This window comes from Apilactobacillus xinyiensis (assembly GCF_019656235.1).
GTDB lineage: Bacteria > Bacillota > Bacilli > Lactobacillales > Lactobacillaceae > Apilactobacillus > Apilactobacillus xinyiensis.
In genome coordinates this window covers 20,870-40,760 of the sequence record NZ_BPLL01000003.1, presented here as the reverse complement: position 1 = coordinate 40,760, position 19,891 = coordinate 20,870, and the positions used below count along the sequence as shown (strand labels likewise).

Annotated in this window: 22 protein-coding genes and 1 riboswitch; all 22 genes read left to right on the top strand. The window is 29.6% G+C overall.

The features are described from left to right. The first annotated feature begins 41 nt into the window (after nucleotides 1–41). Complete coding sequence (locus K5Q11_RS01550; RefSeq protein WP_220727789.1) at nucleotides 42–923, top strand: CvfB family protein; 882 nt, start codon at nucleotides 42–44, stop codon at nucleotides 921–923. Then, on the top strand, nucleotides 923–1,825 hold the full coding sequence (xerD, locus tag K5Q11_RS01545; protein ID WP_373310649.1) for a site-specific tyrosine recombinase XerD: 903 nt from the start codon (nucleotides 923–925) through the stop codon (nucleotides 1,823–1,825). The genes K5Q11_RS01550 and xerD overlap by 1 nt, the downstream gene beginning before the upstream one ends. Before the next feature lie 19 nt (nucleotides 1,826–1,844). After that, the gene (locus K5Q11_RS01540) at nucleotides 1,845–2,216 is read left to right on the top strand and encodes a riboflavin biosynthesis protein RibT (protein ID WP_220750989.1); all 372 of its coding nucleotides are present in this window, start codon (nucleotides 1,845–1,847) and stop codon (nucleotides 2,214–2,216) included. Next, nucleotides 2,197–2,913 carry a segregation and condensation protein A gene (locus K5Q11_RS01535; protein ID WP_220727791.1) on the top strand — a complete coding sequence of 239 codons (717 nt, stop codon included), beginning with the start codon at nucleotides 2,197–2,199 and terminating at the stop codon, nucleotides 2,911–2,913. The genes K5Q11_RS01540 and K5Q11_RS01535 overlap by 20 nt, the downstream gene beginning before the upstream one ends. A gap of 24 nt (nucleotides 2,914–2,937) precedes the next feature. Continuing rightward, on the top strand, nucleotides 2,938–3,453 hold the full coding sequence (gene scpB, locus K5Q11_RS01530) for an SMC-Scp complex subunit ScpB (RefSeq protein ID WP_220727792.1): 516 nt from the start codon (nucleotides 2,938–2,940) through the stop codon (nucleotides 3,451–3,453). 4 nt (nucleotides 3,454–3,457) lie between these two features. Beyond that, entirely contained in the window at nucleotides 3,458–4,177 is a 720-nt protein-coding gene (locus tag K5Q11_RS01525) for a pseudouridine synthase (RefSeq protein ID WP_220727793.1), read from the top strand. A gap of 49 nt (nucleotides 4,178–4,226) precedes the next feature. After that, nucleotides 4,227–4,347, top strand: a riboswitch (FMN riboswitch). Between the two features lie 87 nt (nucleotides 4,348–4,434). After that, complete coding sequence (locus tag K5Q11_RS01520) at nucleotides 4,435–4,998, top strand: ECF transporter S component (protein WP_220727794.1); 564 nt, start codon at nucleotides 4,435–4,437, stop codon at nucleotides 4,996–4,998. Continuing rightward, nucleotides 4,999–6,036 carry a helix-turn-helix domain-containing protein gene (locus K5Q11_RS01515; protein WP_220750988.1) on the top strand — a complete coding sequence of 346 codons (1,038 nt, stop codon included), beginning with the start codon at nucleotides 4,999–5,001 and terminating at the stop codon, nucleotides 6,034–6,036. Then, on the top strand, nucleotides 6,036–7,499 hold the full coding sequence (locus K5Q11_RS01510) for a RecQ family ATP-dependent DNA helicase (RefSeq protein WP_220750987.1): 1,464 nt from the start codon (nucleotides 6,036–6,038) through the stop codon (nucleotides 7,497–7,499). Before K5Q11_RS01515 ends, K5Q11_RS01510 begins: the two co-directional genes overlap by 1 nt. Nucleotides 7,500–7,528: 29 nt before the next feature. Further along, nucleotides 7,529–8,215, top strand: a complete 687-nt coding sequence (locus K5Q11_RS01505; RefSeq protein ID WP_220750986.1) for a LysM peptidoglycan-binding domain-containing protein — start codon at nucleotides 7,529–7,531, stop codon at nucleotides 8,213–8,215. Between the two features lie 20 nt (nucleotides 8,216–8,235). Next, the gene (cmk, locus tag K5Q11_RS01500; RefSeq protein WP_220750985.1) at nucleotides 8,236–8,907 is read left to right on the top strand and encodes a (d)CMP kinase; all 672 of its coding nucleotides are present in this window, start codon (nucleotides 8,236–8,238) and stop codon (nucleotides 8,905–8,907) included. Between the two features lie 84 nt (nucleotides 8,908–8,991). Further along, nucleotides 8,992–10,206 carry a 30S ribosomal protein S1 gene (gene rpsA, locus K5Q11_RS01495; protein ID WP_220750984.1) on the top strand — a complete coding sequence of 405 codons (1,215 nt, stop codon included), beginning with the start codon at nucleotides 8,992–8,994 and terminating at the stop codon, nucleotides 10,204–10,206. 76 nt (nucleotides 10,207–10,282) lie between these two features. Beyond that, the gene (der, locus tag K5Q11_RS01490) at nucleotides 10,283–11,590 is read left to right on the top strand and encodes a ribosome biogenesis GTPase Der (protein WP_220727800.1); all 1,308 of its coding nucleotides are present in this window, start codon (nucleotides 10,283–10,285) and stop codon (nucleotides 11,588–11,590) included. Nucleotides 11,591–11,708: 118 nt separating this feature from the next. Beyond that, entirely contained in the window at nucleotides 11,709–11,984 is a 276-nt protein-coding gene (hbs, locus tag K5Q11_RS01485; RefSeq protein ID WP_220727801.1) for a non-specific DNA-binding protein Hbs, read from the top strand. Between the two features lie 96 nt (nucleotides 11,985–12,080). Beyond that, nucleotides 12,081–13,337, top strand: coding sequence for a tetratricopeptide repeat protein (locus tag K5Q11_RS01480; protein ID WP_220750983.1), 1,257 nt, complete (start codon nucleotides 12,081–12,083; stop codon nucleotides 13,335–13,337). 120 nt (nucleotides 13,338–13,457) lie between these two features. Continuing rightward, on the top strand, nucleotides 13,458–14,666 hold the full coding sequence (locus tag K5Q11_RS01475) for a CCA tRNA nucleotidyltransferase (RefSeq protein ID WP_220750982.1): 1,209 nt from the start codon (nucleotides 13,458–13,460) through the stop codon (nucleotides 14,664–14,666). A gap of 5 nt (nucleotides 14,667–14,671) precedes the next feature. Beyond that, a complete protein-coding gene (locus tag K5Q11_RS01470) occupies nucleotides 14,672–16,576 on the top strand; it encodes an ABC-F family ATP-binding cassette domain-containing protein (RefSeq protein ID WP_220750981.1) in 1,905 nt (634 codons plus the stop codon). Nucleotides 16,577–16,594: 18 nt separating this feature from the next. After that, nucleotides 16,595–17,545 (top strand): thymidylate synthase, encoded by a 951-nt coding sequence (locus K5Q11_RS01465; RefSeq protein WP_220750980.1) that lies wholly within the window; start codon nucleotides 16,595–16,597, stop codon nucleotides 17,543–17,545. A 23-nt stretch (nucleotides 17,546–17,568) separates the two neighbouring features. Continuing rightward, complete coding sequence (locus K5Q11_RS01460) at nucleotides 17,569–18,060, top strand: dihydrofolate reductase (protein ID WP_220750979.1); 492 nt, start codon at nucleotides 17,569–17,571, stop codon at nucleotides 18,058–18,060. Between the two features lie 18 nt (nucleotides 18,061–18,078). After that, nucleotides 18,079–18,981, top strand: a complete 903-nt coding sequence (locus K5Q11_RS01455; protein WP_220750978.1) for a GDSL-type esterase/lipase family protein — start codon at nucleotides 18,079–18,081, stop codon at nucleotides 18,979–18,981. A gap of 21 nt (nucleotides 18,982–19,002) precedes the next feature. Beyond that, entirely contained in the window at nucleotides 19,003–19,602 is a 600-nt protein-coding gene (locus K5Q11_RS01450) for a YpmS family protein (protein ID WP_220750977.1), read from the top strand. A gap of 17 nt (nucleotides 19,603–19,619) precedes the next feature. Continuing rightward, nucleotides 19,620–19,841, top strand: coding sequence for a YozE family protein (locus tag K5Q11_RS01445; RefSeq protein WP_220727809.1), 222 nt, complete (start codon nucleotides 19,620–19,622; stop codon nucleotides 19,839–19,841). The last annotated feature ends 50 nt before the right edge of the window (nucleotides 19,842–19,891 follow it).

Below are 19,891 nucleotides of genomic sequence, written 5' to 3'. Positions count from 1 at the left end.
AGTGTAAAATTAGCGTATATATTATTGAAAGAGGTTTTTTAATGAATAACATTCTAGGTAAGATAGTTTCTGGTAAAGTTACTGACGAAAATGATAAACGATATTTTGTACAAATAGAAGGAGAAACTTTTTTTCTAGACAAAAAAGAAATTGTTAAACCTTTAAAATTAGGTAGTAATTTTAAGGGCTTTGCTTATGAAAACGAAGATCATAAGATGCAAATTACTAGAAATGCGCCTAAATCGCAACAAGATCACTATGCTTTTGGAACAATTGTAAATAGTAAATTTGGACTAGGAGTCTTTGTAGATATAGGATTACCTAATAAAGATATTGCAGTATCCCTTGATGATTTACCAACTATTAAATCTTTGTGGCCACAACGTGGTGACAAAGTTATGATTGCTTTAAAAATTGATAATAAAAATCGAATTTGGGGTGAATTAGCTGATGAAGATGTATTTAAGGCTATTTCTATTCCAGGAAACAAAAATATGATGAACTTTAATTTAAAAGCAACTGCATTTAGATTAAAATTAGCTGGTACCAAAGTATTAACTGATGATTATCGAATTGGTTTTATACACCCTAGTGAACGTGAGTTAGAACCACGATTAGGTGAAAGACTATCTGTTCGAGTAATCGGAGTCCATCCAGATGGAACTTTGAATCTTTCAATGCGTCCAAGAGCATATGAAGCTATTTCTGATGATGCTAAAATGCTAATGGCAGTTTTAAAAAATGCTGAAGATTTTACTATTCCTTACAATGATAAAAGTAATCCTGATGATATAAAGAAATTCTTTGGAATTAGTAAAGGTCAATTTAAACGTGCAATTGGTCATCTGCTCAAGAATAGATTGATTGCTCAATCTGAAAATGGAACTTACTTAACTGATAAGGGAAAAGAGTTTGATCAATAATTTTAAAGATTATAGATAACGATTTACTAGAAGATTATTTACATTTTTTAAAAATTGAACGTGGTTTATCCATAAATACTATAAAAAGTTACCGACAAGATTTAAAACATTTTATTAGTTATTTAAATATAAACAGTGTAAATAACTTTGAATTACTAGATGAAGATACTATTTTAAATTATATGAAACATATGAACGAAAATAATCTGTCACGTAATTCAATCATTAGATCTGTATCAACTTTGCGAAAATTTTCTAAATATTTAGTTCAATTTAAATATATTGATGATGATTTTATGTCTAAAGTTGATACTCCAAAAAGAGCACAGCATTTACCAGCGGTTTTAACTACTGAAGAAGTAGATAAACTGTTGGCTGTACCAGACACATCTAATAAATATGGAATTAGAGATAGAGCTATTTTCGAGGTTATGTATGCGACAGGTTTAAGAGTAAGTGAACTAGTGCATTTGAAGCTCGAAGATTTGCATTTGAACGTAGGCTTAATTCAGACTTTAGGTAAGGGTAATAAAGAAAGAATTATTCCTATTGGTGACGTTGCTAGTAAATGGATAAATATATATCTTAATCATAGTCGATCGATTTTACTTAAAAATCGTCGGTCACCATTTCTATTTTTGAATGCGCATGGTAGTGGTCTTTCAAGACAGAGCATTTGGCAGAAAATAAAGAAATATGTTAGCCTAGCAGGCATTAAAAAAAATGTAACTCCACATACTTTAAGGCATTCTTTTGCAACACATATCTTAGAAAATGGGGCTGATCTACGAATTGTCCAAGATTTGTTAGGACATTCAGATATTTCAACAACTCAAATTTATACGCATATATCTAATCATAGATTATCTGAGGTATATGATAAATATCATCCTGAAATTTGATTGATAAGAGGTGTTAAGTTTGTTATTTAAGTATCGAAATGAATATAAAAAAATTGCAATGGATATGCTTAGTTTATTACCTGAAGTTAATGATATTGATTTTGTTGAAGAAGAAATTGAATGGTATTCAAATAGTAACTCTAGAAATATATATCTTTGGAGAAACAAAGAAAATAACTGGGCAGGACTTATTTCAGTAGAAGAGAAATCTAAGAATATTATCGTAAGAAGAATTATTCTTACTCCAGAATCTTGGAGTATTAATAACTGTTGTATTATGATTGATGCACTTTCACACATATATATAGACAAAAAAGTTATTGGTACCATGGACACTACCTCTATTTGTGAAATATGGGAGAAACGAAAAAATGACGAACCAGCAGAGTGAGTGGCACGTTCATTTAAATAATTTTGAAGGTCCACTAGAACTGTTATTAAAACTCATAAAAGATTCACAAATGGATATATATGATATTCAAATTTCTCAAATTACAAATCAATATAACGAACACTTAAAGCATATGAAAAAATTAAATATTAACATAGCTGGTGAATACTTTGTTATGTCTGCCAAGTTAATGAATATTAAGGCTAAAATGTTATTACCTACGTATGATGATGACTTTAATGAAGTTGATGATGATCCTAGATTAGACTTAGTTCAACAACTTTTGGAATATAAGCATTACAAAAATCTTGCTAATGATTTGGAAAAATTAATAAATCATCAAGCTAGTTTTTATACACCTAACATTAATCATTTAAAATTTTCTGATAACATACTTAATGCGGATGTTGATATTTTAAGTAATATGTATAACGAATTGTTGCACAAAAAGAAATTAAAGAACATTACAAATTCTCATAATGTTAAAAAATGGAATTTTTCGATAGAAAATCAAACTAAATTCATTATCAAAAAGTTAAAACCTGGTCATAAAATTAATTTTTTAGATTTATTTGATGAAGAATATGAATTAGAAGAGGTAGTTACTAATTTTTTAGCAATTTTACAGATGTCTAAAAATAAAATAATTAGTTTATCACAAGATAATGATATATTGTATTTGACAAACATTTCTTGAATTGTGCTGGGGTGAAATTTTAAATTGATAAGCAATAAAGGTAAAATTGAAGCGTTAATATATGCATCGGGTAACCAGGGTATTTCGTTAGCTCAAATTATTGATTTAATAAAAATAGACGCCAATCAAATAAAATTAATTATTGATGATTTGAATGACGATTTACTTCATAACCAAGATAGTGGGTTGTTAATTCTTAATTCAGCTAATAAATATCGTTTTGCTACTAAACCATGCGTTAATAATTTAATTACCGATTTAGTTGGAAAAGATAGTATTAAGTTAAGTCAATCTAATTTAGAAACTCTAACAATTATTGCTTATAAACAACCCATTACTAGAATTGAAATTGATGAAATTCGTGGAGTTAATAGTTCACGTACAATTCAAAAATTACTAGATTTGAACTTGATTTTGAAGAATGGTAAAAAAGATGTTTTGGGAAATCCTACATTGTATGCTACTACCCAAAAATTTTTAGAAGTTTTTGGCTTAAATAGTTTGAAAGATTTACCAAATACAAATATAAAGGAGAAATAAGAGAGTGGAAAGACTACAAAAATTAATGGCTCGCTCAGGAGTAGCATCTCGTCGTAAGTCAGAAGTTATTATTCAAAGTGGCAGAGTTAAAGTTAATGGTAAAGTGGTAACTGAACTAGGGACTAAAGTGGGTGTATCTGATGAAGTTATGGTTGATAATGTTCCAATTGGAAAAGAAGAACTAGTTTATTACTTGCTTTATAAACCTAGAGGAGTTATATCATCAGTTCGAGATGAGAAAAAACGTAAAACAGTTATGGATTTTTTCCCAGAAGTAAATGAAAGAATTTATCCTGTTGGTCGATTAGACTACGATACTTCTGGCTTAATATTAATGACTAATGATGGTGATTTTGATAACTATCTAACCCATCCTAAATATGAAGTTAATAAAACTTATGTTGCTAAGGTTGAAGGAATTCCCACTAATGAAGAATTAAAACAACTAAGAGTTGGAGTGGAAATAAAGGGTAAAAAGACTGCTAAAGCTAAAACTAATTTAATTGAACAAAATCCTAAGAATAATACTTCCGTTATACAATTGACTATTCATGAGGGACGTAATCACGAAGTTAAAAATATGCTTGCGGCAGTTAATCATCCAGTTAAAAAACTTAAACGTGAATCATACGCATTCTTAAACTTAAGAGGTTTAAAAGTCGGTGAATGGCGTCCATTAAAGAAATATGAAGTGGATAAATTAATAGAAATGGCTACTAAATAATTGATTTAAAAATATTAAACATGTTATATTTATTAAAATAAAATAATTGGTTTGTCTTCGGGGCAGGGTGCAATTCCCGACCGGCGGTAATAGTCCGTGACCTATCTTTAGATAGTTGATTTGGTGTAATTCCAAAACCGACAGTATAGTCTGGTATAAAGAAGATTTTATTTATCCGTGCATAAAATCTCTTTGACTTTTTAGTCTTAGAGATTTTTTTGAAGATAAGCCTCTTTAATTCAGAAGGGGATTTTTTTATGAGTATAAAGCAATTTAGTGTCAAAAGATTAGTTACTATTTCAATTTTAAGTGGTTTAGCTTTCTTTTTAATGTATATTAAGTTTCCGGTTATACCAATAGCGAGTTATATGACAATTGATTTTAGTGACATCCCTATTTTAATAGGTGCATTAACTTTTACTAGAAAAGATGGATTTATGATTGCTTTGCTGAAATCATTGCTTTACTTTATCTTTACAGGTCCATCTATTATTAATTTAATAGGAGTAGGATCTTCTTTTATTTCTAGTTTAATTATTTTGTTTTCTGTAACTTTTTTTGTTAAAAGATTTAATGGAATCAAAGAAATCATATTGGGAACCACATTTACAACGTTAGCTTTAACTGCAGTTATGTCGGTACTTAACTTTTTTGTTATAACGCCTTTATACATTAATGTTATAGGCTTCAAATTTGCCTACAGTGTGCAAGATTTGGTTTTATATGCGGTAGTACCTTTTAATATTATCAAAGGGTTAATTGTTACTTTAACTTTTATGCTAATATATAAAAAAATAATAAAAAATATAAGAGGAATTTAGATGAAAATTGATGATGAATTCTTAATATTTCTTTTCTCATATAATCAACCCCGCCGACCTAAGTTGATTGAAAACTTATTAGCTGGTAGAAAAACAGTTTCTACGCTATTTTGGGGTATGCGTTATAGATTATTAGATTATTGCGGAGTATTTAGTAAATTTAAAGAATTTAGCATCATGAGCAAAGTACACAAATTAGAAAAAAGTGGTTATTTAAGACGCTCCAAAGATAATAAACATTTATTGTTAACTAAATTAGGTTTAGATAGGCAAAAAAATTTAATCGATAATTATTACTTACCAAAGCATCTTGATGTTTATCAAAAATATAACGTTGCTAAATTTAGCAAACGTTTTTTGCTAGCAGTTCAAATTGTATCGGAATACAGTTTTCACAATAAACAATATTTTCCTTTGCAAATGAACATATTAGAATATAATTTAATAAAAAATTGGTTTAAAAATAATAAAAAAACAGACTTTATTTTAAAAATGCATCGATTACTGTATAATTTTGCAGACTCATTAGATAATCAGAGAGCTATACAATTTGCTACGGCTTTAACTGGTCATAAAAGGATTGCCTTAACTAATGAACAACAAAAAAGTCAACTAAATGTTACTTCCCTGCAACTATACTTTATGCAGTTAGATCTTTTTAGTGAGTTAATAATTTTTATAAAAGCAAATCAGGATTATAATTTCTTGTATCCGCTATTAAGTGATTTAGATATTCAATTAATGGGGAATGCATCTTTTGATACTTTTAAATTATTGATAAAGGGAAATTCAATTAACAAAATAGCTCATATTAAACACATTAAAACTAATACGGTTAAAGAACACTTGTTAAATGCAGCAATTGTTTTACCCAAGACTGCTTTTCCTTACAGTTTATTTTTGAATAATGAAACTATAAAATTTTTTAAGCATAATTTAAAAGGTAATATTGATGAGTGGAGTTTTGTTACAATTAAGCAAACTCATATCAGCTTTTTTGGCTTTAGACTTTATCAAATATTCAGGAGTAAGCATTGATGAATGATAAATTAAAAAAACATTTAAAGCATGTTTTAAAGAGTAATTTTGGATATGAAGATTTTCGACCAGGACAATTAGAAGTTTTGGATGCTTTGCTAAAGGGTAAAAGTGCTATGGCTATTTTGCCTACTGGTGCAGGAAAGACGCTTATATATCAAATGTTTGGATTGATGCGAAACCATACGATATTAATCGTTTCTCCATTGATTTCTTTAATGCAAGATCAAGTAAATAGAATGCATTATTTAGGTTACAAAAATTCAATTGCTTTTAATTCTACTTTAAGCAATCAAGAAAAACATTTTGTCATAAGAAATATAAAAAAATATAAATATATCTATGTTTCACCGGAAATGTTATCTGATCATGGAATTCAAGAAATTTTTAAAAGTTTGTGTATCGATTTGTTGGTAATCGATGAAGCTCACTGCATATCACAATGGGGATTGGACTTTAGACCTGAATATTTAGATTTATCATCGGTCATTCGTAATTTAAATATCAAGCAAGTGTTAATGTTAACAGCTACAGCATCTAAAAAAACAAGGTTTGATATAGTTGAAAAATTAAATTTAAGTCCGCAGAATGTGGAATTGATTAGTTGTTCAGTTAATCGGGATAATATCTTTTTAAATACACATACTTTTAGTTCTTTGGAAACCAAGCAGAACTATTTGATAAGGCTACTTAGTGTATTAAAGGTTCCGGGAATTATATATTTTTCTAGCAAAAAAGTAGCTAACCAAGTTACTGATTTAATTAAGGCTAAAACTTCATTAAACGTAGAAGCCTATCATTCTGGAATAAGTGATGATAACCGATACCGTATTCAACAACAATTTATGAATAATAAATTAGATTTGGTTTGTGCTACAAGTGCTTTTGGTATGGGAATTGATAAAAATAATATTAGGTTTATCATTCATTATCATTTGCCAACTACACTTGAAGAATATATGCAAGAAATTGGTCGAGCTGGACGTGACGGTAAGCAGAGCATTTCAATTGTTTTATATCAAGATAGTGATATAGGTTTGGCAAATAAATTAGCTTTAGGTGATGTTCCTAGTACTGATGAAATTAATTTTTTCTTTGATAATGCCAAAATATTTGCTAAAACTTCGAATGACGATGAAAAGATTAAACTATTAAAATATTATTATTCTAGAGATTATTCCAAAAATTATGTTATAAGCATATTTAATAATTTAGTTCATCAAAAGATTATAGGTTTAAAATCTTTACATGAGTATGTTAATCTACAGGGATGCTTAAGAAAGTATTTATTAAATTATTTTGATGAACAATTTTCTGAATATAATGACAAATGTTGTGCTTCTAATTCAACAGTTGATTTAAAATTTTTGGGGCTATTTAATAAAAATATCGTAAAATCAAATCAAAATCATACCAATTGGAGAGATATTATTAATTCTTTGTTTTATAATGTTAATATATAAATAGTTTAATTAATCTGGAGGTTATGATTTTGAGTGATAAAAACAAAGAGCCTTGGAATGAGACTTTTGAAGATTACAGAGACAAAGATGGTAACTTGTCTAGGTCTAAAATGCGTAAACAAAATAATAGTAATAAAGTAACCACTATTATTTTGGTAACAATTATTGTAATGATTGCACTGTTTGCATTAGCATTTGGGATACTAAAAAGTCCTGATAACAGCAGTAGTGCCAGTCAATCAGATAAAAGTGTGTCTAATATTTCAGTTTCATCATATAATCACCATAAAGATGGTCATAGTAAAAAAGCTAGTCAAAATAGTAGCTCTAAAAAATCTACCAGCAGCTCTAATAAAATAGAATCTAGTGAAAATTCTGCATCAAGTATTAGCACAAAAAGTAAAGATAGCTCTACAAAATCAACATCTGACAATGCTAGCGAGAATGTAAAAAACGAATCTTCAAAAACTAGCAGTTCAGTTAAAGATACAAACAGTGAAAAAAATAACAGTAGTAGTGTTAGTGCCAGTGCTAACAAAGAAAGTAGTAGTCAGCAAAATTCATCTAATGGTGAAAAATATGCTACTGTGTTACCTGGTCAGGGAGTTTATAGAGTAGCTACCAATGCTGGTATTTCTGAAAGTGAACTATTGAGATTGAATAATTTAACTAGTGAATCTCAAATTCACCCTGGTCAAAAGTTAAGAGTTAGATAAAAATTAGGTGGTATTTAAAAATGAAGAAGTTAAGAATAGCAATTGATGGTCCGGCATCTGCTGGTAAAAGTACGGTTGCTAAATTAGTTGCTAAAAAATTCTCTTATATTTATTGTGATACTGGTGCAATGTATCGATCAACTACATTGAAGGCTATGCGTTTAGGGATAGACCTACATAATGAATCTAAAATAGTGAAAATGCTAGAAAGTACAGAAATAACTTTTAAACCATCTGAACAAGGACAATTAGTTTTTATTGATGGCGATGAAGTTACTAATGATATTAGGCAAGAGGATGTTACTAATTCAGTTTCAACAGTTGCAGCTTTAACTAACGTACGTTCTATTTTGGTTAAACGACAAAAAGATATTGCCAATGATGGTGGTATTGTTATGGATGGTAGAGATATTGGAACTACGGTAATTCCAGATGCTGAAGTTAAAATATTCTTAATAGCAAGTGTTTCAGAACGAGCTGAACGTAGATTTAAGGATAATGCTGAAAAGGGGATTCATACACCTTTAGAAGAATTAAAAAAAGAAATTGAACTTCGTGATTACAAAGATTCTCATCGTAAAGTATCACCATTAGTTAAAGCGGAAGATGCAATTGAATTAGATACAACTTCATTAAGTATCAACGAAGTTGTTAATGAGATATCAAAAATTGTAGAAAATTGTCAAAAATAGTTAATTTGATAATCAATAGACTAGCATTTATTGCTAAGTTAGTCTAAAATACAAATTAGAGTTGTTTCAAGGAGGAATTTTGGGATGAGTGAAGAAAATACAAACAAAGATTTATTAGAAGCATTGGATAGTGTTCCTCAAGTTACAGTAGGAAGCGTTGTTAATGGTGAAGTTTTAGCTATTGATAATGACCAACAAGTTGTTGTTGGTATTGAAAATGCCGGGGTTGAAGGTGTAATTCCACGTAAAGAATTATCATCACAACCAGTTGAAGATGTAAGATCTCAATTTAAAGTTGGCGACAAAGTTAAAGTTGTTGTTATCTCACGTATTGGTGACGATAAAGAAGGCGGTAGTTTCTTACTATCTATCCGTCGTTTAGAAGCACTTAAAGTATGGGATGATTTAAAAGCTAAATTTGATGAAAATAATGACGTTGTTGTTAACGCTAAAGTTACTAGAAATGTAAAAGGTGGTTTAGTTGTTAATGTTGATGGTGTTAGAGGATTTATTCCAGCATCAATGATTGCTAACCATTTTGTAAGTAATTTAAAACAATACAATGGTCAAGAATTTGAATGCAAAATTGTTGAAATTGTTCCAGAAGAAAATCGTTTAATTTTATCTCACAGCGAAGTAGTTGAAAAACAACAAGCAGCTGCTAGAGAAAAGGTTATGAGTGAACTTAATGAAGGTGACGTTGTTGAAGGCAAAGTTGCTAGATTAACTAACTTTGGTGCTTTTGTTGACTTAGGTGGCGTTGATGGATTAGTTCACATTTCAGAAATTTCATATGATCGTGTTAACAAAGTTTCTGACGTATTGTCAGTGGGTCAAGAAGTTAAGGTTAAGGTCTTAAAACTTGATGAAGAACGTGGACGTATTTCACTTTCAATTAAACAAACTGAACCACAACCATGGGATCAAGTTGAAGATAAATTCAATGAAGGCGATGTTGTTGAAGGTACAGTAAAACGTCTTGTTGATTTTGGTGCTTTTGTGGAAGTAATGCCAGGTGTTGAAGGATTAGTTCACATTTCACAAATTTCACATAAACATGTTGATACTCCCGCTGATGTTTTAAAAGTTGGTCAAAATGTTCAAACTAAGATTTTAAACATTCAACCAGAAGAACATCGTTTAGCATTATCAATGAAGGCTTTGGAACCAGAACCAGAAGGCAATGATTCTAAAAAAGATGCTACTAAAAAAGTAGTTAGTGATAAATCAACTGATAATGCTCCTGAAGAAGAAAAAGGTTTCACTTTAGGTGATATTGTTGGTAAGAAATTAGACTAAAAATTATTTTTTGAATTATCCTTCTTTTAATTAGAAGGATAATTTTTTTATTAATATAAAGAAATGGGGATAAAACATGGGATTACCCGTTGTTGCGATTGTTGGAAGACCTAATGTAGGTAAATCAACTATATTTAATCGTGTTGTTGGTGAAAGAATATCTATAGTTGAAGATACACCAGGGGTTACTAGAGATAGAATATATGCTCATGGAGACTGGGTCGGTCATGAATTTAGCATTATTGATACTGGTGGAATTGAAATAGGTGATCAACCTTTTGTTAAACAAATAACGGCACAAGCGGAAATTGCTATAGAAGAAGCAGATGTTATTATATTTATGGTTAATGGTAAAGAAGGCATTACTAATGCTGATGAGAATATTGCTAAAATTCTTTATCGTTCAAATAAGCCGGTTGTATTAGCTGTAAATAAAATCGATAATCTTGAAAGTCGTGCTGATATTTATGATTTCTATTCACTTGGCTTTGGTGATCCATACGCTATTTCCGGTGCACATGGAATTGGCTTAGGTGATTTATTAGATCAAGTTATTGATAACTTTAGTGAACAACAGGATGACAAAGAAGACAACAGTATTAGATTTAGTTTAATTGGAAGGCCAAATGTTGGTAAGTCATCATTAGTTAATGCTATTTTAGGTGAAGAAAGAGTTATTGTTTCTGATGTTTCAGGAACCACTAGAGATGCAATTAATACTAAATTTGTAGATGATGGTCAAGAATTCACCATGGTTGATACTGCAGGTCTTCGAAAACGTGGTAAAGTATATGAAAATACTGAACGTTATTCAGTTATGCGAGCTATGAAGGCAATTGATAACAGTAACATTGCCTTAGTAGTTTTAAATGCTGAAGAAGGTATAAGAGAGCAGGATAAGCGTATTGCTGGTTATGCACATGATGCCGGTAAGGGAGTTATAATTTTAGTTAATAAATGGGATACACTTAAAAAGACTAATTCTACACAGCGGGAATTTGAAGCTGCAATTAGAGCTGAATTTCAATATCTATCATATGCGCCGATACTATTTGTTTCAGCTTTAACTAAGCAACGTTTAGCTAAATTACCAGCATTAATTAAAACAGTTTATGATAATCATGGCAGACGTATATCATCTTCTAGCTTAAATGATGTTATTATGGATGCTATTGCAATAACACCTACACCAAGTATTAAAGGTCGTAAGCTAAGAATTTATTATGCTACACAAGTTAAAACCGCTCCGCCTACAATCGTTGTATTTGTCAATGATGTAGAACTTATGCATTTCTCATACGTTCGATATTTAGAAAACCAAATTAGAAAATATTATGATTTTACAGGAACACCTTTAAAAATTATTCCAAGAAGTCGAAAATAACTTAAAATGTTGATTAAATCATTGCACTAGCGGGCTTCATGTGATAACTTTAATACATGTGATAACATAGTTTTATGTTTAACTATGTTTAATCCTATCTTTTTGGGAGGTGAAATATATGGCTAACAAAGCAGAATTAGTTAGTGATGTAGCAACTAAAACTGGCTTAACTAAAAAAGACGCAACAGCTGCTGTTGATGCAGTTTTTAGTTCAGTTGAAGAAAAATTAGCTAAAGGCGAAAAAGTACAATTAATCGGTTTCGGTAACTTCGAAGTACGTGATCGTGCCGCTCGTAAGGGTCGTAACCCACAAACTGGTGCAGAAATTCAAATTCCTGCAAGCAAAGTACCTGCATTTAAACCAGGTAAAGCTTTAAAGGATGCTGTTAAATAAGCATTTGTTTTGTACTAAATAAACTCCAGCACGGCAATTTGTCGGGCTGGTTTTTTTATTATTAATTATTTAAGCCTAAATATAGGAGGCAAATTAATGAGTTATTCCCAAAAAGCATTAGATTTTTTAGAACAAGGAAAATTAAATGAATTTAATGAGAACTATGAACTAGCCTTAAAAAACGATAGCGATGATTTAATTTATTCATTAGCTGAAGAATTATATTCATTGGGTTTTTCAGATAAATCTAAGGAAATATATATAAAAATGTTAAGTAAATATCCGGATGAAGACGAGTTAAGAACCAATTTGGCAGATATTTTAATTGGTGAAGGACACGTTGATACTGCATTAAGTTATTTAAGTGAAATAAAACCTACATCTGATGCATATGTCCAATCTTTGATGGTACAAGCAGATTTATATCAAACTCAAGGAATGTTTGAAGTTAGTACTGAAAAATTGTTAGAAGCCAAAAAAATTGATCCTGAAGAAAGTGTAATAACGTTTGCTTTGGCTGAATTATATTTTGTTATGGGTAATTTTAATAAAGCAATTCCTTTATACCTAAATTTAATTAAACAAGGAATTACTAATATATCAGCGGTTAATTTAGTTGAAAGAATTGGAATTGCTTATGCTAATGATGGTAAGTTTGACCATGCTATTGGGTACTTAGAACAGATTAAAACAATTGATATGACTCCAGATGTTAAATTTGAAACGGCTTTTACTTATTTACAGTTGAAAAATTATGCAAAATCAATAGAAATATTTAAAGATTTAAGAGACACAGATTCACAATATGCAACTTTATATCCATATTTAGCAAATGCTTTAAGTGCTCAACACAAAGATGACGAAGCATTAAAAGTAGCCCAAGAAGGATTAAGTGTAGATGAATATAATGAAAGATTATATGTAATAGCCGCAAAATTATCCTTGAAATTAGCTGATGAAGAGCAGGCTGAAAGATACCTTAGAAAGGGCATATCTATTGATCCAGAAGATATTTCAATTGCACTAGAATTATCTAATCTATTGGTTAAACAAGAACGATACGATGAAAATATAGATTTAATTAGTTCATACATGAAAGATGATCAAATTGATCCACAATTTTATTGGAATTTAGCATCATCTTATGATCATGAGGATGATTTAGTAAATGCTAATAAGTATTATCTAGCTGCAATTCCATACTTTAATGAAATGCCTAGTTTTTTAAAAACAGCAGCGCTATTTTTTAGGGAATATGGTAATTTACAGCAAACTATTTCCCTACTAAATAAGTATGTTTCTTTAGTTCCTTCTGATGATGAGATGGCTATGCTTTTAGAAGAATATCGATAATAGTTTTTAAAATCCAGATTTTATGAATGATTTAGTTCTGAAATTTGGATTTTTTATTGTTTCAATTAATATCAATCTGTTAATATTAAATTATATAGAACTTTTAAATGAGGCTTTACAATGCAGATTAAAAATTTACCACAAGAGTTTGAAATTGCTAGACCAATTATGCAAAACATTGAAAATGCAGGTTTTGAAGCTTATTTTGTAGGTGGAAGTGTTAGAGATACTATATTAGGTGATGAAATTCATGATGTAGATATTGCTTCTAGTGCTTATCCTGCAGAAATTAAGCATATATTTAAACATACTGTTGATACAGGGATTGAGCATGGAACCGTAATGGTTTTAGATCATGGTAATGGTTATGAAATTACTACATTTAGGACTGAATCAGGTTATCAAGACTATCGAAGACCTGACAAGGTTACTTTTGTAAGGTCATTATCTGAAGATTTGAAACGTCGTGATTTTACAATCAATGCTCTAGCTATGAAAGAAAACGGACAAATAATTGATTTATTTAATGGCTTATCTGATTTGAACAGTAAATTAATTAAGGCAGTTGGTAATCCGGAAGAACGTTTTAATGAAGATGCTTTACGTATGATGCGTGCAGTTCGTTTTGCTAGTAAATTAGATTTTAGTATTGAAGTACACACACTTGAAGCTATATCTAACCATAGTGAACTATTATCTAAAATTGCGGTAGAAAGAATTCATACAGAGTTTGTTAAAATGATGTTAGGGCAAAATCCTTTAAAAGGTATTAGTGATATGCTTAAAACACATTTAGTTGAATACATTCCTGGTTTTCATGATTATTTAGATTCTTTTGCAAATCTTTTAAATTTTAAAGATTTAAATTTGCAATCTGAAGAGCAAGTATGGACATTGATTTGTTTTCAATTTAAGTTAGGTGAACAACAAATTAAATCTTTTTTAAAGGCATGGAAAACATCTAACAAACTTATTTCTAATGTCTTAACAATGGTTAAAGCTTTGAAAGCTATAGAATCGCAAAGCCTTAACAATATGATTATGTATCATACAGGTGAAGATTTACTTAGACAAACACTTAAGATAGCTAAATGCTTATCTATAGACATCAATGAAATTAAAGTTATGCAAAACTATGCAAAGTTGACTGTGAAGCATAAAAAAGAAATCGAAATTGATGGTTCTCAACTAATGAAATTAAACTTAGTAAAACCAGGTCCAATGATTGGTAAGGTTTTAAGTGGAATTGAATTAAATATTGTGAATGGTAAATTGCCTAATAACAAAAACAGTATTATTGAATATACAAAAAAATTGTTGAAAGAGTGAGTTGTTTGCAGACTTTACGTGCTGAAAAATTAACTAAAACATATGGTGAAAAAACTTTATTTAAGGATTTAGATTTCATCATTAACGAACATGATCGTATTGGCTTAATTGGAACTAATGGTAGTGGGAAAACATCCCTATTAAATGTTATTTCAGGAGCTGATCACGACTCTACCGGTGAAATTATAACTTCTAAAACTTATAGTATTGGTTATTTAAAACAAGATCCTAATTTAGACGAAAGCTTAACGGTTCTAGATGCTGTATTTGCAGGTAGCCAAGATATTTTTAATGCCATTAGAAGATATGAACAAATGTTAGATAAATATTCTCAAAATCCTAATGATAGTAAAATAGAACGTCAATACTTAGAAGCTGAAGCTAAGATGAATGAGGAAAACGCTTGGACAGCTGAAAGTGATGTTAAAACTATTTTGACTCAATTAAAAATTGATAATATGAATCAAAAGGTTAGCACTTTATCGGGAGGACAAAAACGTAGAGTGGGATTAGCACAAGTCCTAATTCAATCTCCTGATTTATTAATTTTAGATGAACCAACAAACCATTTAGATTTTGATTCTATTTATTGGTTACAAGATCATTTATCGAAGTATAAAGGTGCACTTTTATTAGTCACACATGATAGATACTTTTTAGACGAAGTAGTAAATAACATTTGGGAACTATCATTTGGCAAACTATATAAATACTTAGGTAACTATCAGGACTATGTGGGTCAAAAAGCTGAACGAGTTGATCGTGAAGTAGAGTCAGAACACAAAAAACATCAACTTTATAAACAAGAACTTGCTTGGATGAAAAAGGGTGCTAAGGCTCGTTCTACTAAACAACAAGCTAGAATCAACCGTTTTAATGATTTAAAAGACAATGTAGGTAACTTACAAGTTGATAAAGACGTTGATATTTCATTAGGTCAGCAAAGACTAGGTAAAAAAGTTATCAAAATCAAAGATGCCAATCTTAGAATTGATAATAAACAAATTCTAAAAGATTTTAATGTACTGATTCAAGGTGTTGAAAGAATTGGAATTAGTGGTGAAAATGGTGCTGGTAAGACTACGCTTTTAAATGTAATTGCTCAAAAAATACCACTGGATTCTGGAATAATTGATATTGGTGAAACAGTAAAATTAGGTTATTACACTCAACAGACTGAAAATATTCCAGACGATAAAAGAGTAATCAACTATCTAAGTGAAGTTGGCCAACATGTTACAGATAAAGATGGCAATCAAGTGAGTGTTACTGAGCTACTAGAGCAATTTTTATTCCCTAAGTTTATGCATGGAACTTTAATCAGAAAACTATCTGGTGGTGAAAAACGTCGCTTATATTTATTGAAACTATTAATGCAGCAACCTAATGTTTTATTATTAGATGAGCCTACAAACGATTTAGATATATCAACATTAACGGTTTTAGAAGATTATATTGATCATTTTAGTGGAACTGTAATCACGGTTTCACATGATCGTTATTTCTTGGATAAAGTAGCAGATCGTTTATTAATTTTTGAGGGTAATGCTAAAATTTCTGAGCACGTTGGTAAATTTACCGATTTATTAAATGAACAACGCAATAATAAACGTTCTAATAATGTTGCTAAACAAAAACCTGTACAAGAAAATAAAAATGAAGCAACGACAAAATCCAAAGATAATGATAAAAAGAAATTAACCTATGCTGAACAATTAGAATGGAAACATATTGAAGATGATATTGATAAATTAGATCAAGAACGTACAGAATTGCAAAGTATGATGCTTAAAAACGGTGGTGATTACGATAAATTAGCTGATTTGCAAGCTAAGTTAGATAAAAACACTGCTGAATCTGATGCTAAAATGAAGCGTTGGGAATATTTAAGTCAATATGTAGATGATTAAAATGAATTGGAGCTTATTATGTTAGAAGATGCTTATTTAAACTTAGAAAAATATGTGTTAGATAATGGTCATGTTAAAGGTGACCGGACTGGAACTGGAACCATTAGCACCTTTGGATATCAAATGCGTTTTGATTTAAGTGCAGGCTTTCCACTGTTAACTACTAAAAAAGTACCGTTTGGTTTAATTAAAAGTGAATTATTATGGTTTTTAAAGGGTGATACCAATATCAAGTACTTGTTAGAGCATAAAAATCATATATGGGATGAATGGGCTTTTAAGAACTATGTTGACTCTGATGAATATGATGGACCAGATATGACTGATTTTGGTCGTAGGGCTGCTAATGATGCTGAATTTAAAAAAATATACCTTGATCAAAAGAAAATATTTTGTAATAAAATTTTATCTGATGAAAAATTTAGTGAAAAATATGGTGATTTAGGTTTGGTATATGGTAGTCAATGGCGTAATTGGAAAACATCTACTGGTGAAACCATTGATCAAATTAAAAATGTAATCAAAGATATTAAAGAAAAGCCTAATTCAAGACGTTTAATTGTTTCAGCCTGGAATCCAGAAGATGTTCCTTCTATGGCTTTACCTCCTTGTCATACAATGTTTCAATTTTATGTAAATGATGGTAAATTAAGCTGTCAATTATATCAACGTTCAGGCGATATTTTCTTAGGAGTTCCATTTAATATCGCTAGTTATGCATTGTTAACTTCACTTATTGCTAAAGAAGTAGGCTTAAAGCCAGGCGAATTTATTCATACTTTAGGTGATGCACATATTTATTCTAACCATATTAATCAAGTTAAAGAACAATTAAGTCGAACTCCTAAGAACCCACCTAAGCTATGGCTTAATCCAGATAAAAATAGCATTTTTGATTATGATATGGACGATATCAAAGTTATTGATTATAACCCTGATGGACCAATTAAAGCTCCAGTAGCGGTTTAATAAATTTTAAGGAGAAAACGACAATGGTTTCTTTTTTATGGGCTGAAGACATGAATCATGTTATTGGTAAAGATGGTCATTTACCATGGCATTTACCTGCTGATATGAAATACTTTAAAAATACCACCACAGGTAAAACAATTTTAGCAGGTCGTAAAACTTATTTGAGTTTTGGACGTCCTTTACCTAATCGAAAGAACATAGTTTTAACAAGTTCAAAAAATATTAATGATGATAGTGTTTTAGTATTGCATAATATAAACAAATTTTTAGAATATGCGAAAAATCATACTACTGAAGAAATCTTCGTAGTAGGTGGAGCTAATATATTCCAACAGTTATTACCATATGCTGATAGACTATATAAAACTGTTATTGAGCATGCTTTTATTGGTGATGTAAAAATGCCCGACATTAACTATGATAACTTTGAACTTATTAAATCCACCCCTGGAAAAATAGATGAAAAGAATCCTTATCCGTTTACCTTTGAAGTTTTTACAAAAATAAAATAATATTTGTAGGTGAATATTTTGAAACGAATTATAAAATATCTTTGCTTAATAGCAATATCATGTATTGCCTTATTAGCATACTTTTCTATTAATATTAATAATAAAAATGTTCATCACGTTAATAAAATTGAACAATCAAATGATAGTCAACATGTTGTAAAGTCAATGAATTTAGTTGCTATCGGTGATTCATTAACGCAAGGTGTAGGTGACGTTAGTAATAACGGTGGTTATGTTCCTAGAATTAAGCAATTATTTGATGATCGTTTAGGAATTGATTTAAATGTTAAAAACTATGGAATTGCAGGAGAACGCAGTGACCAAATCAATCAACGTGTTTTAAATAAAAAAAATATTCAACAAGATATTAAAAATGCTAATATAGTAGTCATTACAGTTGGAGGTAACGATTTGTTACAAGCGCTACAAAAAAACGCTCTGATTTCCAACAAAAATACTTTTAGAAAGAATATGACGAAAGCTTTAGATACTTATCAAATCAACTTAAACAAACTTTTACATTCAATTAAACAATATAATCATAATTGCAACATATATTTGTTTGGTGTTTATAATCCTTTGTATGTGTACTTTGCCAATGTCGATAAAATAACTGACTATGTTAATAAGTTAAACTTAATAAATAGTACTACAGCTAATGACTATAAGGCATGTCATTATGTAGATATTAACTCTTTAACCTATGGACAGTTCAAGACTGAAGAGCAACGAAAATCACTTTTAAAAGATGCTAAACATAGTAATTTCAATGTAAAAGATTTTAGCCGTGAAGAATCTGACAGTAAAGAAATAAATGACTATTTATCTGATAAAGATAATTTTCATCCTAATGATGCTGGCTATGACGTAATGACTAATAATTTATTTAAGGTTATTAAAAGCAATGAAAAATTTAATTAAACTTTAAGCTGGTGAAATGAAATGCGCAAAAAAAGATTCAACATTTTTAAATACTTATTTTTCTTATTAATTTTAGCTATTTTATTTGGTATTGGTTTTTTATGGTTTAGCGTAAATAGCACTCCTGTTAATGAAAATAAAACTGTTTCAACTCAAAAATATGATAGTGATGCAACACCTATAACAGTTGGCTTAAATAAGCAACAATTAAATGCGCTATCAACTTATTACTTGGAAAAAGTTCAATCTTCTAGCAACGATAAAATGGATTATAAGTTTGTAGTTACAGATCGAGCTTATGTATATGGCAATATCAAAATATTAGGATCCAAAATTAAATATGTTTTAGCTTTAAAACCTAAATTACTTAGTGATGGGAACATTCAATTAGATGCTGATGGATTGGAAATTGGAAAACTTAATATTCCACCTAGATTTGTGCTATCATATGTCAGTCGAAACTATAAAATCCCTAATTGGGTAAAACTTGATAGTAAAAATAGTAAAATTATTCTAAATGTTAATGATTTTGGTAGCAAAGATAATTTATCATATCGAACTACTAAAATTGATATGAATGGTAATGGTGATTTTAAATTTCAAGTTTTAATTCCAAAATAGTTCAAGAGGAAAATTAAATGCATAGAAGTTTTTATCAATATTTAATGAGTGAAAGAAATGAAAATAGTTATGATCCAATCGCTGAGTTTGCTAACAACGCTTTTTTGGATCAATCATTTCCCAAACAATCTACTGATTTTGAAGAAATATCTGAATATCTAGAAGAAAATAGTAGTTATTTACCAAGCATGACGGTTTTTGATGATGCTTGGCAAAAATATTTGCTTTCTAGCAATTAATCAAGTAAACCTATTTACATAGGTTTATTTTTGTTTAAATATCTTAAAAT

Bases quoted from the DNA above. Each gene is read 5' to 3' on its own strand.
- K5Q11_RS01550 (WP_220727789.1), top strand. From the start codon at position 42: ATGAATAACATTCTAGGTAAGATAGTTTCTGGTAAAGTTACTGACGAA.
- K5Q11_RS01535 (WP_220727791.1), top strand. From the start codon at position 2,197: ATGACGAACCAGCAGAGTGAGTGGCACGTTCATTTAAATAATTTTGAA.
- K5Q11_RS01520 (WP_220727794.1), top strand. From the start codon at position 4,435: ATGAGTATAAAGCAATTTAGTGTCAAAAGATTAGTTACTATTTCAATT.
- K5Q11_RS01515 (WP_220750988.1), top strand. From the start codon at position 4,999: ATGAAAATTGATGATGAATTCTTAATATTTCTTTTCTCATATAATCAA.
- K5Q11_RS01510 (WP_220750987.1), top strand. From the start codon at position 6,036: ATGAATGATAAATTAAAAAAACATTTAAAGCATGTTTTAAAGAGTAAT.
- cmk (WP_220750985.1), top strand. From the start codon at position 8,236: ATGAAGAAGTTAAGAATAGCAATTGATGGTCCGGCATCTGCTGGTAAA.
- rpsA (WP_220750984.1), top strand. From the start codon at position 8,992: ATGAGTGAAGAAAATACAAACAAAGATTTATTAGAAGCATTGGATAGT.
- der (WP_220727800.1), top strand. From the start codon at position 10,283: ATGGGATTACCCGTTGTTGCGATTGTTGGAAGACCTAATGTAGGTAAA.
- hbs (WP_220727801.1), top strand. From the start codon at position 11,709: ATGGCTAACAAAGCAGAATTAGTTAGTGATGTAGCAACTAAAACTGGC.
- K5Q11_RS01480 (WP_220750983.1), top strand. From the start codon at position 12,081: ATGAGTTATTCCCAAAAAGCATTAGATTTTTTAGAACAAGGAAAATTA.
- K5Q11_RS01475 (WP_220750982.1), top strand. From the start codon at position 13,458: ATGCAGATTAAAAATTTACCACAAGAGTTTGAAATTGCTAGACCAATT.
- K5Q11_RS01465 (WP_220750980.1), top strand. From the start codon at position 16,595: ATGTTAGAAGATGCTTATTTAAACTTAGAAAAATATGTGTTAGATAAT.
- K5Q11_RS01460 (WP_220750979.1), top strand. From the start codon at position 17,569: ATGGTTTCTTTTTTATGGGCTGAAGACATGAATCATGTTATTGGTAAA.
- K5Q11_RS01450 (WP_220750977.1), top strand. From the start codon at position 19,003: ATGCGCAAAAAAAGATTCAACATTTTTAAATACTTATTTTTCTTATTA.
- K5Q11_RS01445 (WP_220727809.1), top strand. From the start codon at position 19,620: ATGCATAGAAGTTTTTATCAATATTTAATGAGTGAAAGAAATGAAAAT.